Annotated in this window: 10 protein-coding genes and 1 pseudogene; 4 read left to right on the plus strand and 7 right to left on the minus strand. The window is 67.9% G+C overall.

Going from position 1 to position 13,418, the window contains the following annotated elements; translation table 11 throughout:
• The first annotated feature begins 179 nt into the window (after window positions 1-179).
• From LXE91_RS19225 to LXE91_RS19235, 3 genes and pseudogenes are all read left to right on the plus strand, one after another.
• Entirely contained in the window at window positions 180-2,117 is a 1,938-nt protein-coding gene (locus tag LXE91_RS19225; RefSeq protein ID WP_039351051.1) for a sensor histidine kinase, read from the plus strand.
• A 159-nt stretch (window positions 2,118-2,276) separates the two neighbouring features.
• Complete coding sequence (locus LXE91_RS19230) at window positions 2,277-2,933, plus strand: VC0807 family protein (protein WP_039351053.1); 657 nt, start codon at window positions 2,277-2,279, stop codon at window positions 2,931-2,933.
• 74 nt (window positions 2,934-3,007) lie between these two features.
• Window positions 3,008-3,872 (plus strand): annotated as a pseudogene (locus tag LXE91_RS19235) (CPBP family intramembrane glutamic endopeptidase).
• A gap of 20 nt (window positions 3,873-3,892) precedes the next feature.
• On the opposite strand, the gene LXE91_RS19240 reads toward LXE91_RS19235, so the two are convergent.
• The 5 genes from LXE91_RS19240 to LXE91_RS19260 all read right to left on the minus strand — a co-directional run bounded on the left by LXE91_RS19240 (window position 3,893) and on the right by LXE91_RS19260 (window position 9,684).
• On the minus strand, window positions 3,893-4,873 hold the full coding sequence (locus LXE91_RS19240) for an aldo/keto reductase (RefSeq protein WP_039351059.1): 981 nt from the start codon (window positions 4,871-4,873) through the stop codon (window positions 3,893-3,895).
• 190 nt (window positions 4,874-5,063) lie between these two features.
• Entirely contained in the window at window positions 5,064-5,735 is a 672-nt protein-coding gene (locus tag LXE91_RS19245; RefSeq protein ID WP_039351062.1) for a MarC family protein, read from the minus strand.
• A 171-nt stretch (window positions 5,736-5,906) separates the two neighbouring features.
• Window positions 5,907-6,707: an enoyl-CoA hydratase-related protein gene (locus LXE91_RS19250; RefSeq protein ID WP_039351070.1), complete on the minus strand. Its 801-nt coding sequence runs from the start codon at window positions 6,705-6,707 to the stop codon at window positions 5,907-5,909.
• Between the two features lie 38 nt (window positions 6,708-6,745).
• Window positions 6,746-8,068 carry a phenylacetate--CoA ligase PaaK gene (paaK, locus tag LXE91_RS19255; RefSeq protein ID WP_039351073.1) on the minus strand — a complete coding sequence of 441 codons (1,323 nt, stop codon included), beginning with the start codon at window positions 8,066-8,068 and terminating at the stop codon, window positions 6,746-6,748.
• A gap of 59 nt (window positions 8,069-8,127) precedes the next feature.
• Window positions 8,128-9,684, minus strand: coding sequence for a 3-hydroxyacyl-CoA dehydrogenase (locus tag LXE91_RS19260; protein ID WP_039351076.1), 1,557 nt, complete (start codon window positions 9,682-9,684; stop codon window positions 8,128-8,130).
• A 549-nt stretch (window positions 9,685-10,233) separates the two neighbouring features.
• On the opposite strand from LXE91_RS19260, the gene LXE91_RS19265 reads away from it, so the two are divergent.
• The gene (locus LXE91_RS19265) at window positions 10,234-11,322 is read left to right on the plus strand and encodes a calcium:cation antiporter (RefSeq protein ID WP_039351079.1); all 1,089 of its coding nucleotides are present in this window, start codon (window positions 10,234-10,236) and stop codon (window positions 11,320-11,322) included.
• 94 nt (window positions 11,323-11,416) lie between these two features.
• On the opposite strand, the gene LXE91_RS19270 is transcribed toward LXE91_RS19265, so the two are convergent.
• Together LXE91_RS19270 and LXE91_RS19275 are read right to left on the minus strand one after the other, a co-directional pair.
• Complete coding sequence (locus LXE91_RS19270; RefSeq protein WP_039351081.1) at window positions 11,417-12,550, minus strand: transporter substrate-binding and LysM peptidoglycan-binding domain-containing protein; 1,134 nt, start codon at window positions 12,548-12,550, stop codon at window positions 11,417-11,419.
• A gap of 20 nt (window positions 12,551-12,570) precedes the next feature.
• Window positions 12,571-13,344, minus strand: a complete 774-nt coding sequence (locus tag LXE91_RS19275) for a hypothetical protein (RefSeq protein ID WP_039351083.1) — start codon at window positions 13,342-13,344, stop codon at window positions 12,571-12,573.
• Window positions 13,345-13,418 lie beyond the last annotated feature (74 nt).

Raw genomic sequence — 13,418 nt, forward strand, 5'->3', positions numbered from 1 at the left:
CGGTGTCGACAGGACACTGACGCAAGGTGATCCTGTGCAAGGCGCGACCCGGCCTCCCTGCCGCGATCGTGGCCGCCCCCTCGAAGGTGGCCCCGCCCCCCACAAAACCTTACGGTGTCACGGCGCCGACAGGCCGAGAATACGGGCCCACCCGGGATAGCTTGCAAACATGGTGTGTCATGAATCGTTCATTCTCGTTTAGCCGGGAACGCGCATATAACAATCGATCGCTGACGATCCAGCAGAAGACCCATATCGGCTTCGCACTCGTCACCACGCTGCTGGCCTTGCTGTGCGGCACGATCATCTGGGGGAGCTTCCGGCAATACCGGCAGGAGAACGCCGACCTGCAGAGCTTCGAATTCGTCCGTGGCGCGATGAGCGCCGCCAACGTCATCTCGGCCGAACGCGGCCCGACGAACGACCTGCTGGTGCGCCTGAAGGACGACGGCGCCGCCGAGGCCCGCAACCTGCTCGCCGCGCGCGTGCGTTCCGACCAGGCGCTCGAACGCTTTCGTGCCGGCATCGCGCAGGCGAGCGTGCTCGACGATCGCGAACGCAGCAACCTGCTGCATGCACTCGACTCGGTCCGGATCACGCTCGCCGATGCGCGTTCGGAAGTCGATGCACTCGGCATGCGGCCGCTCGCGACACGCAGCGTTCACGACATCCAGCACGCGCAGGCGCGCCTGTTCCGGATCGTCGACACGCTGTCGCTGCTGATCGACGGCGCAATGACCGATACCGCGATGCGCGACCCGCGCACGTCGGGTGCGATCCTGCTCGCGCGGCTTCTCGGCGAACTCCGCGAATACGCGGGCCGCACGGGCTCGCTGCTCATCGCGCCGATGTTCGCGCGACAGGCGCTCGACCGCACGCAGTTCGCGGACATCATGCGGATGCGCGGCCGCATCGAGCAATTGCGCGCGCTGATCGACGGCTCGATCGGCGCGCAGCTCGACGACCCCGACGTGGCACGCGAATACGCGCAGCTCAACGGGGCCTTCGACGCGCACATCCTGCCGCTCGTCGACGCGGCCGTCGCCGGCGGCAAGAACGGCGCCTATGCGATGAGTGCGGCCGCCTTTTCCCGCGCGATCGTGCCGCATTTCCGGCCGAGCGAGCTGTTGCGCGACCACGTGATCGACCTTGCCCGGCGTCGCGCGATCGGCGACCGGAACACCGCCCGGATCAAGGTCGCGGTGTCGGCGTTCGCCACGACACTGTGCATCGCGATCCTCGCCTCGCTCGCGCGCGGCGTGCAGCGGCTGCTGTCGAAGCCGCTCGATGCGCTCGGCCGCCGGATCGTCGCACTCAGCGTTGGCGATACGTCGCACGTCGCGATGCCGCGCGGCATCGGGCCGGAGATCACGCGGATCCATGACGCGCTCGAAACGTTGCGCCACGCGACCGTCCGCCGCGACATGCTCGAGCGCCAGCGCAACGACATGCTGACGCTGTTCTCGCACGACATGCGCGCCCCGCTGACCTCGCTGATCATCCTGATCGACACGCAGGCGCGACAGGCGGGCGATGCGCAGACGAAGCAGCAGTTCGCGAGAATCGGCAAGCTCGCGCGGCACACGCTGGCGATGGCCGACGGCTTCGCGCAGCTCTCGCGGGCGGAGGCCAGCGACTACGAACGCGTGCCGGTCAACCTCGCCGACCTGATGAACGAGGCCCGCGACGCGGTGTGGCCGCTCGCGCACCGGAAATCCATGTCGATCGACGACGTGCCGCGGCGCGACGACACGATCGTGCTGGGCGACCCGGCGCTGCTGTCGCGCGCGCTGATCAACCTGCTGGACAACGCCATCAAGTACAGCGCGTCGCTGACGAGCGTCGAATGCAGGGTCGAGCCGGGCGCCGACGGCAAGACCGTGCGCTGCACGATCCGCGACAACGGGTGCGGGATCAGCAGCGCGGACCAGATGCGGCTGTTCGAGCGCTACCGGCGCTTTCGCACCGCCGGCCAGCCGGAAACCAGCGGCGTCGGGCTCGGCATGGCGTTCGTCAAGGCCGTCGTGGAACGGCATGAAGGCAGCATCCACGTCGACAGCGCCGTGCTGCAGGGCACCACGGTCACGATCACGCTGCCGGCCGCGGCAACGCCTTGACGACGGGGCTGGTGGCGCTAGCGGCACAAGCCGCAAGCCGCGAGGTGATGCCGCAGCCGCGCCCGATTCTTCGATATACTGGACCGAACCCTTTTCGGGGCAACCGCGGGCCACCACGCCCTTTGCAGGTTCGCCCCAACCTGCGTGGAATTGCCCACCGTGAAACCGCGAGCCGGACTGATCCTCGAACTCTTCGTCAACCTGGTGCTGCCTTGGGTCGCCTACCGGGCCGCGCAGCCGTATTTCGGCGAAACCGGCGCGCTGTATGCGTCGGCAGTCCCGCCGATCATCTGGTCGATCGTCGAATTCATCCGCTCGCGCCGCGTCGATGCGGTGGCGGCCATCGTGCTGCTGGGCATCGCGCTGTCGATCCTCGGGATGGCGCTCGGCGGCAGCCCGCGCACGCTGCTGATGCGCGAATCGCTCGCGTCGGGCACGATCGGCGTCGTGTTCCTGCTGTCGCTGTTCCGCGAACGCCCGCTGATCTTCTACCTCGCCCGCGCCACGGTGGCCCGCGAGATGGATGGCGGCGCCGCGCATTTCGAAGCCGTCTGGAACGCACAGCCGGGGCTGCGGCAGATGCTCCGGCGGATGACCTTCGTGTGGGGCGCGTTCATGACGCTGGAAATGCTGCTGCGCCTCTGGATGGTCATGACCTGGCCAGTCGAACGCGTGCTGGTCGTGTCGCCGGTCATGGGCTACACGGTGTTCGGCTGTCTGCTGCTGTGGACCTTCTGGTACCGGCGGCGGATGCGCGAGCGCAACAGCGTCCACGTCCCGGGCCGCGACGGCGCCACCGAAACCGCCGGCCGCTGATCGCTCCCCACCGTCGTCGCAAGACGGCTGCTGTATGATGCGCGGCGTCTCGTCCGACGAATGCCGCTCCTGTCATGTCCCTTTCGCTCCTTCCGTCCGCCACGACCTGGCTCGCCCTGTTCGCGGCCGCCGCGTTCGCGTGGCATCGCCCGCAGCACGGCCTGAGCGTCGGCCTCGCCGCGCTCGGCTATGCGTGCGCGCTGGCGTTCGGCATGCTCGGGCCGCTCGCGCTGGCCCCGCTCGCGTTGCTGGCCGCGGCCGCCCGGGGCGTGATGCCCGAGCGCCCGCGCGCGGTGCGCATCGCTGCGCACGTCGTCTTTGCCGCCATCGCGATCGCGCTCAGCCTGCACCTGATTCCCGGCTTCCACAATCCGCGCGTGATCGGCCCGACGCGCTTCACGCCGGATGCCGCGCCGTTCACGATGTACCTGAATCTCGACAAGCCGCTCGTCGGCCTGTGGCTGGTGTGGGTGCTGCCGTGGGTCGCCCCGACATCCCGCTGTCGCGCGCGCTGCGCACCGGCGCGGTGGCGGCCGTCGCAACGGCGGCCGCGTGCCCGCCGGCGCGCTCGCGTTCGGGATGGTCGGGTGGGCGCCCAAGTGGCCGCCGTCGGGCTGGCTGTGGCTCGTGAACAACGTGCTGCTCGTGACGCTCGCCGAGGAAGCGCTGTTCCGCGGCTACGTACAGGGTGGGCTGACGCGCGCGCTGCACGCGTTCGCATGGGGGCCGTGGGCCGCGCTTGCGATCGGCGCGGTGCTGTTCGGCGCCGCGCATGCGGCCGGCGGCTGGCAATGGATCGTGCTCGGCACGGTGGCCGGCGTGGGCTACGGCCTCGCCTGGCGGCGCGGCGGGCTGCTCGCGTCCGCGCTCGCGCATGCGGGGCTGAACGTCATCCACTTCGGCCTGTTCACCTACCCGATGCTCGACGCCGCGCGCTGACGGCCGCGCGGCGCCGCCGCTCAGTTGATCCCGACGACCGCGTGCGGCACGTACGGGCGTTCGAGCGTGGCGATCTCGTCGTCGGTCAGTTTCAGTTCGAGCGCGGCCAGTGCGTCGTCCAGCTGCCGCGGCTTCGAAATGCCGACGATCGGCGCGGTGACCCCGCGCTTCTGCGCGACCCAGGCGAGTGCGACCTGCGCACGCGGCACGTTGCGCGCGGCCGCGATCGTCGCTACGGCATCGACGACCGCCTTGTCCGACTCCGCCGTCGCGTCGTAAAGCCGCTGGCCGACCGCGTCGCTCTGCTGCCGCTCGGTCGATTCGTCCCAGCTGCGCGTGAGGCGGCCGCGCGCGAGCGGGCTCCACGGAATCACCGCGATCCCTTCGTCTTCGCACAGCGGCAGCATTTCCCGCTCTTCTTCCCGATACAGCAGGTTCAGGTGGTTCTGCATGCTGACGAAGCGGGTCCAGCCGTGCAGCTTCGACGTGTGCAGCGCCTTCGCGAACTGCCACGCGAACATCGACGACGCGCCGATGTAGCGCGCCTTGCCGGCCTTCACGACGTCGTGCAGCGCCTCGAGCGTCTCCTCGAGCGGCGTGCCGTCGTCCCAGCGGTGAATCTGGTAGAGATCGACATAGTCGGTGCCGAGCCGCTTCAGGCTCTGGTCGATGTCGGTCATGATCGCCTTGCGCGACAGCCCGGCGCCGTTCGGCCCGGGCCGCATCCGGTAGAACACCTTGGTCGCGATCACGATGTCGTCGCGTTTTGCGAAATCGCGCAGCGCGCGGCCGACGATCTCCTCCGACGTGCCGTCGGAATACATGTTCGCGGTGTCGAAGAAGTTGATGCCGGCTTCGACCGCCCGCTGGATGATCGGACGGCTCTCCGCTTCCGGCAGCGTCCACGGGTGCGTGCCGCGTAACGGTTCGCCGAACGTCATGCAACCCAGCACCAGCTTCGACACTTCCAGCCCTGTCGATCCGAATTTCACGTATTCCATTGCGCGCCTCGCCATTGAAGTTGAGCTGACGGCCGGATGCGCGCCGCGCATCCGCCGAACCGTCGCATGGTATCCCGGGCGGCAGAAATGCGTGCGGCGTCGCCGCAAGGTGCGAAGGAGGTGCCCGCGAGCGCGAGGTCGTGCGGGGCGCCGGCCGCGCGGCACGTGCGCAGCGGCGCGAGGCGCCTGCTTACTTGGCCTGGTCGGCGATCGGCTGCAGGAACGCGGAAAAGCCGGTCAGCATGATCTGCACGCCGATGCACAGCAGCAGGAACGCCGACACGCGTTTCGCGACCTTGGTGCCTTCGCTGCCGAGGTAGCGCGACAGCAGCGCGGAGCGGCTGTAGACCTGCCAGATCACGATCGCAACCAGCACCGAGACGGCAATCGACACGATGCTCGACAGCGCGAACTCCGACAGCTTGTGCGTGCGGTTCGCGTTCAGCGCGATCGCGGTCGCGATCGAGCCGGGGCCGACCGTCAGCGGCATGGTCAGCGGGAAGAATGCGCGCGTCATGATCGCGTTCGCGTCGATCGGCTTGACCGGCGTGTCGCCGCCGCCGGGCCCGTCGGGCTCGTTCAGCATCTGCCAGCCGGCCACCGCAACCGCGAAGCCGCCGCCGATCCGCAGCGCTTCCATCGAGATGCCGAAGAAATGCAGCACCGGCGTGCCGGCGAAGAACGCGACCATCAGCACGACGAATGCGTTGAACGCGACCTTCCTCGCGAGCAGATCGCGTTCATGCTCGGTGAGCGCCTCGGTCCGTTCGAGAAACAGGAACGCGATGCCGATCGGGTTGATGATGCCGATCAGGCCGGTGAAGCCGAACAGGATCTCGGAGATAAGGCGGTTGACGATCATCGGATGAAGAATCGGTCGGGGCTGGGCCGGCAGCGCGCCGGGGGTCACGCATTGTAGAGCAAGCGCCCGCGCCCGAACCGCAAAATTCGGCCGGGCCCGCCGTGCCGACGATCGTCGGCGTTTCCCGTCGGTTTCCCGTCGGTTTCCCCGCGGTTTCCCCGCAGTTTCCCGTTACTCGGCGCCCGCCTCCCACGCCGGTGGCCGCTTCGCGAAGAACGCGGCGAAGCCTTCCTTCGCTTCCGGCGTCGCCCGCACACGGGAGATCGTCTGTGCGGTGAAGGCCGCACGCTCGTCCGACGGCGGATACTCGCCGATCGCATCGAAGAAGCGCTTGATCTCCATCAGCGCGCTCGGGCCGTTGCGGCCGAGTTCGGCGAGCGTCTTGTCGAGTGCTTCGTCGAGCGCATCGAGCGGCACGGCCTGGTGGATCAGGCCGATCGCGACCGCTTCGCCCGCGGCGATCTGGGTCGCCGTCAGCGCGAGGCGGCGCGCCTGGCGCTGGCCGACCGCCTCGACCAGATACGGGCCGATCACGGCCGGCAGGATCCCGAAGCGTGCCTCGCTGACCGAGAAGCGCGCGTGATCGCTCGCGATCACGATGTCGCACGCCGCGCACAGGCCGACGCCGCCGCCGAACGCATGGCCCTGCACGCGCGCCACCGTCGGTTTCGGGCATTGCCGGATCGCGCGCATCATCGCGGCGAACCGCTCCGCATCGCGCAGGTTCGCGGCCGCATCGTTCGCGCTCGCGCGCTGCATCCACTGCAGGTCGGCGCCCGCGCAGAATGCGCGGCCATCCGAACGCAGCACGATCGCGCGCACGTCGTCACGACGGCCGAGCGTGGTGAACGCGTCGGTCAGTTCGGCAATCATCGTCTCGTCGAATGCGTTGAGCACGTCGCCGCGCTGCAGCGCGACCGTTGCCATGCCGCGCGCATCGACAGTGACGGCCAGGGTCTTCAATCCATCCATCGAACAGGTTTCCTCGGGTAGAACGGCAAACATCGAAATCAGGCGGCCTGGCGGCGATCGATCACGCGCCGCGCCTTGCCGGTCGCGGTCGCGGGAATGCCGCCGGCGGCCAGCACCGTCACGCCGGACGACACGCCGACCATCGTCTTGATCCGGTGCTGCAGCTCGCGCGCGAGTGCCGCGCGATCGCTTTCGCTGACGGACGCGGCCGCTTCGGAGCGCAACTCGACCGCGAGGTCGAGGCGGTCCATGTGCCCGTCGCGCGACAGCGTGATCTGGAACTGGCCCGACAACTGCGGCAGCGCGACGACGATCTCCTCGATCTGGCTCGGGAACACGTTCACGCCGCGCACGATCAGCATGTCGTCGGAGCGGCCCGTGATCTTCGCGAGACGGCGCATCGCGCGCGCGGTCGGCGGCAGCAGCGCGGTGAGGTCGCGCGTGCGGTAGCGGATCACGGGCATCGCCTCCTTCGTCAGCGACGTGAACACGAGCTCGCCCTGGCTGCCGTCGGGCAGCACTTCGCCCGTGACCGGGTCGATGATCTCCGGATAGAAATGGTCTTCCCAGATCACCGGGCCATCCTTCGTCTCGACGCATTCGCACGCAACGCCCGGGCCCATCACTTCCGACAGCCCGTAGATGTCGAGTGCGTCGATGCCCACGCGCGTCTCGACTTCCTCGCGCAGCGCCTGCGTCCACGGCTCGGCGCCGAAGATGCCGATCTTCAGCGACGATTCGGCCGGGTCCATCCCCTGCCGCACCATCTCGTCGATCAGGTTCAGCATGTAAGACGGCGTGACGAGGATGATCTTCGGCTCGAAATCGCGGATCAGCTGCACCTGCTTCTCGGTCTGCCCGCCCGACATCGGCACGACCATGCAGCCGAGCCGTTCCGCGCCGTAGTGAATCCCGAGACCGCCGGTGAAGAGCCCGTAGCCGAATGCGTTGTGCAGCGTGTCGCCCGGGCGGCCGCCGGCCGCGCGGATCGAACGCGCGGTCACGTTCGCCCACGTGTCGATGTCACGCGCGGTGTAGCCGACCACCGTCGGCTTGCCCGTCGTGCCGCTCGACGCATGCACGCGCACGACCTGCTCGCGCGGCACCGCGAACAGCCCGAACGGATAGTTGTCGCGCAAGTCGCTCTTGGTCGAGAACGGGAATTTCGCGAGATCCGCCAGCGACTTCAGGTCGTCCGGATGCACGCCCGCCGCATCGAACGTGCGGCGATAGTGCGGGACGTTGTCGTACGCGTGGCGCAGCGACCACTTGAGGCGCTCGAGCTGCAGCGCCTGCAGTTCGTCGCGGCTGGCGGTCTCGATCGGCTCGAGGGCGGCGGCGGGATGCGTCGGGTGAGTCATCGGGGTGCTCCTCCAATGGAGTGATGTCGTTATCGTGTTCGAAGCAACGGGAGGCGAGGCTACGGCCGGAACGTGCGGCCGGCGGCATGCAGCGCGGCGATGCGCGGCGACACGCGATAGCGGTCCTCGCCGTAGCTCGCCGCCAGGTTCGACAGCACGCGATGCACGCGGCCGATGCCGATCGCATCGGCCCACGCGAGCGGGCCGCACGGGTAGTTCACGCCCTTCTCCATCGCGAGATCGAGATCGGCGGGCGAGCACACGCCCTGGTTCACCGTATCGGCCGCCTCGTTCGCGAGCATCGCGACGGTGCGCATCGCGACCATGCCCGGCACGTCCGCGACGCCGACGACGCGAAAACCCGCCTGCTGGAACAGGCCGACCGCATCCGCATAGGCCGCATCGCTGCACTGGAGCGCGCGCGTCAGTGCAACGAGCCCGGCCTGCGCGTAATCGCGCGCAAGATCGACCAGCACGAGATCGGCCACGCCCGTCTGCTCGGCGCGCACGGTCGCGGTACGGCCGTCGGTCAGCGCGATCGATGCACGGCCGGCCATCGCGAGCAGATCGTCGGCGTGCGCGCCGGCCTGCCGGGCGCCCGGAATCCGTTCGGCGAAGCGCGCATGCAGCGCGGCGGCCGGGCCGTCCTGCGCAAACAGCGCGACATCGGCCGGCGCGTCGCGCGGTGCCTCGAGATCGGGTGCGGGCGGCGTCGCGCCGTCCGCATACGAATAGAAGCCGCGGCCCGACTTGCGCCCGAGGAACCCCGCGTTCACGAGTTCCTGCTGGATCAGCGACGGCGTGTAGCGCGGATCGTTGAAGTACGCGCGGAACACCGATTCGGTCACCGCGAAGTTCACGTCGTGGCCGATCAGGTCCATCAGCTCGAACGGCCCCATCCGGAAGCCGCTGGCCTCGCGCATCACCGCGTCGATCGATGCCGGCGCGCCGCCTTGCTCGTTCAGCACGCGCAGCGCCTCCGCGTAATACGGCCGCGCGACGCGGTTCACGATGAAGCCCGGCGTCGATTTCGCCATCACGGGCTGCTTGCCCCACGCGGCGGCGGTCGCCACCAGCACCTGGGCGACCTCGGGTGCGGTCGCGAGCCCGCTGACCACCTCGACGAGCGCCATCAGCGGCGCCGGGTTGAAGAAATGCAGGCCGGCAACACGCTGCGGCACACGCAGCCCGGCCGCAATCGACGTGATCGAGATCGATGACGTATTGGTGGCCAGCAGGCACGCGTCGTCGACATGGCGCTCGAGCGTCGCAAAGATCTCGCGCTTCACGTCGAGCCGCTCGGCCGCCGCCTCGACGATCAGCGCGGCGCCCGCGAAGTCGGCCAGTTCACGCACCGCGCGAATCCGGCTGCCGGCCGCGTCGGCCTGCGCCGGTTCGAGCCGGCCCTTCTCCGCGAGCCGCGCAAACTGCGCGCGGATGCCGGCCAGCGCCTTGTCGCAAGCGGCTTCGTTCAGGTCGTACAGCAGCACCGCATGGCCGGCCGCCGCCGCGACCTGCGCGATGCCTGCGCCCATCGCGCCGGCGCCGATCACGCCGACGACGGCCGACGGCGCCAGCGCGCCCGGGTTCACCGAATGTGGAGAAGAAACAGCCATCGCTTGCGATCCGTCATGAAGTGGAAGTGCGAGCGATTATAAACCGACCGGTCGGTAGATTTATGTCAGGGCGAGCCCGAATTTGTCGTGCAAGAGACCGTTACGGAAACAGCAAAGGCAAAAATTTGAAAGGTCGGGGCACTTTTTATGAACAGAAAGGTCTATGAAAGGATTCGAATATGAGATAGTGACCCCCGAACGCCTGATAAAATTCGACAAACCGCCGGATTTCAGGGGGAAACCGCGTGTCACGCCGCCACCGCCGTCCATCATCGGCCGCCCTTTCGGGGTCGGAACCGAGCCCCCGGCCCATGCGTCGTCACACGTGCTCGCCTCGCCGTTCGCGGCCGGCTGCATCGAACCGTTTCATCCAGCGAGGGGCTTCGGCCCGCCCGCGCCCCTCGCCGCCACATGGCGGCGAACCCCGGGCAGCACCGTTGCGTGCCGCCCCCTTCGGTTTCATCATCCTCGTTCGGCGGATAGTACGGCCGGGCTTCGTCAATCCGTGACGGCGCGTCGCGCGCCGTCACTCGCATAAGGAAACCCTCCATGCCGCTCTCGTCCAACCAGCTCCCGCGCTGGACCCTCGTGGCCCCGCTTGCCGCGTGGCTGGTGCTCGCGCTGTCGCGCGTCGTGCCGGCCGAAGGCCTCGTCATCGCGGTGTTCGCCGCCGCGCTCGCCGGCGCCGTGTTCGCCGCCGTCCACCATGCCGAAGTCGTCGCGCACCGCGTCGGCGAACCGTTCGGCACGCTCGTGCTCGCGGTTGCCGTGACCGTCATCGAAGTCGCGCTGATCGTGTCGGTGATGCTCGGCGCGGGCCCCGAGAAATCAGGCCTCGCCCGCGACACCGTGTTCGCCGCCGTGATGATCATCTGCAACGGCATCGTCGGTATCTGCCTGCTGGTCGGCGCGTGGAAGCACGGTGAACAGGACTTCCAGGGGCGCGGCGCCAGCAAGGCGCTCGCGGTGCTGGCGTCGCTGTCGGTGCTGTCGCTCGTGATGCCGAACTACCTGAACGCCGCGCCGGGCCCGTTCTTCTCGAAATCGCAGCTCGCGTTCGCCGGCGTGTCGTCGCTCGTGCTGTACGGCGCGTTCGTGTTCGTGCAGACCGTGCGCCACCGCGACTACTTCCTCGCCGAGCACGACAGCGCGAACGAGGCCGTCCACGCGGCAGCGCCGAGCAACCGCACCGCCGTGATCAGCATGCTGCTGCTGTTCGCGAGCCTCGTCGCGGTCGTGCTGCTCGCGAAGCTGCTGTCGCCGGCCGTCGAGCACGCGGTGATGCGGCTCGGCGCACCCGAGGCCGCGGTCGGTATCGTGATCGCCGCGCTCGTGCTGCTGCCGGAAGGGCTCGCGGCCGTCACCGCCGCACGCGCGAACCGCCTGCAGACCAGCATGAACCTGGCGCTCGGTTCGGCGCTCGCGAGTATCGGGCTGACGATCCCGACCGTCGCGGCCGTGTTCATCTGGGTCGGCCAGCCGCTCACGCTCGGCATCGGCCCGATGGAAACCGTCCTGCTGGCGCTCACCCTGCTCGTCAGCACGCTGACGCTCAGCCAGGGGCGTACAACGGTGCTGCACGGCGTCGTGCACCTGTCGCTGTTCGCCGCATACCTGTTCCTGTCGATCACGCATTGACGCAGAAAGGCGCGCGGCCCGGCGGATAATCTCCGCCGGGCCGCGCGCCCTCCTTCACGTCCCTTCAGCTTCCTTCGTTCACGCCGCGCCGCCGTTACCGCACCGGAATCACCAGATGCTGGCCCGCCAGGATCAGGTTCGGGTTGGCGAGGTTGTTGCGGCGTTGAATCTCGCGATAGCGCTGGCCGCTGCCGAGCTTGCTCGCCGCGATCATGTTCAGCGTGTCGCCCGCCTTCACCACGTACGTATGCTCGCCCGACGCGGCCGCGGTCGTCACCGCCTGGTCGCTGACGAAGTACTTGCGCAGCAGGTCGAGATACTGGGGCGACTGCTTGAGCTTCGCGATCGCGGCATTCAGGTAGATCAGCAGATCCTGGTCGTCCGCGCGCACGCCGATCTTGTACGCGATGTTCGAGCCGTCGAGCTTGGTCACCGCGAACTTCAGGTCGGTGTCCTTGATCGAGCTGACCGCGAACGGATAGTCGTAGATGAACGCGTCGACCGTATGGCCGTCGATGCTCTTCGCAATGAAGGCCGGATCGGAATCGTCGACTTCGACGAACTTCACGTTCGGGTACTGGCGCGTGACGAACGCACGCACGTCCGGGTCACCCTTCAGGATGCCGACCGTCTTGCCCGCAAGATCGTCGGTCGAGCGTATCGCGGAGCCCTGCCGCACGATCAGCGAGTAGCCGAAATCGTCGACGTACGGCACCGAATAGACGACGCCCGACGGCGTGTTGTCCGGGAACGTCAGCCCGTCCATCGCCACGTCGACCACGTGGTTCCCCTTCGCATCCGTATCGAGCAGCTGCTTCGGCACGCCCGGGTATGTGTCGACCTCGTGACGCGTATCGACGACCACCGGCTTGCCGCCGTGCGAGAACGACGGATCCGCGAACAGCAGCCGCGCGAATTCGACGTTGAAGCCGTGCGGCGTGCCCTTGTCCTCGCCGAAGAACGGTTCGCTCGGGTTCTGCACGGAGATCCGCACGATGCCGTTTTCGGCAATCGATTTCAGCGCGCTGGCCTGCGGCGTGAAGCCGGCCGGCAGTACGTTGGCCGACGGGGAAGACTGAGCGGACTGGCCGGCGTCGCCATTTTGCGCGGACGTCGATGCCGGGGCCGCGTCATGCGCGGGAATCAACGTCGACAGGCCGCCCTGATGCACGATCCATACGCCGACGAGCACGACCAGAAATGCGATGGCGCCAAGAAGTTTTTTCATGGTTGCAAGCCTGCGGGAAGTTATTGTTGTTTCGACGGCAGTTGCGCGGGGGTCGTCGTGTCGAGCCCGGGCGCGTGCGGCGCGCTCATCGCCGCCTGCTGCTGTGCCTGCTTGACCTCGGGGTTGTCCATCAGCGACGTCTCCATTTCGGAGAACGCCTTGTTGACCGAGCGCATCACCGAATCGACGGCCACGTCGGTCTTGATCTGCTCGAACGTGTCGGACGCTTGCCGGCCCGCGAGCTTGTTCATCTGCTGCGCGGCCTGCGACATGTCCCACATCGCCTTCGCGCGGTCGATCGCCGATGCGAAGTTCTTCAGTTCGGCCTGCACCTGCTTGTAGCGGCCCTCGCGAAACGAGAGCAGCTGCTTCATCGTGTCGAGCTGCTGCCGGAAGCGCGGCGCATCGTCCGGATACTGCTTCTCGAACAGCTCCGTCTTGCTCTCGAAGTTCTTCACCTCGGTGCGAAACGCGGTGATGCTGTCCGCGAATTTCTGCGCCGCCTGGCGCTTTTCCGCGAGCTGGTTGATCAGCGTCTCGATCGGATTGGCCTGCGCCTCCTGGACGATCATCTTCACCTTCTGGTTCGCGAACTTCATCGCGACGACCGGCGCGAAATAGATCGCGCCGAGGCCGATCACGCCCGCCGTGACCAGTGCGATCACCCCCTTCAGGATGAACAACGCCGCCGGAGCCGCGATCGCGACACCGGCGATGATGATCGCCCACTTGATCAGCTTGACCTTGCCACTCCCCGAACTGCCGTTTGCTTCTTCATTCGAAAGCTGCGACATGAGTTTTTCTCCTTGAACCTCGAACCGAACTGCGTGCGTTTGCCTCTTCAAGCTCAATCGAAATGCTTCGGACT

Origin of the sequence: Burkholderia contaminans (assembly GCF_029633825.1) — a bacterium.
Classification (GTDB): domain Bacteria; phylum Pseudomonadota; class Gammaproteobacteria; order Burkholderiales; family Burkholderiaceae; genus Burkholderia; species Burkholderia contaminans.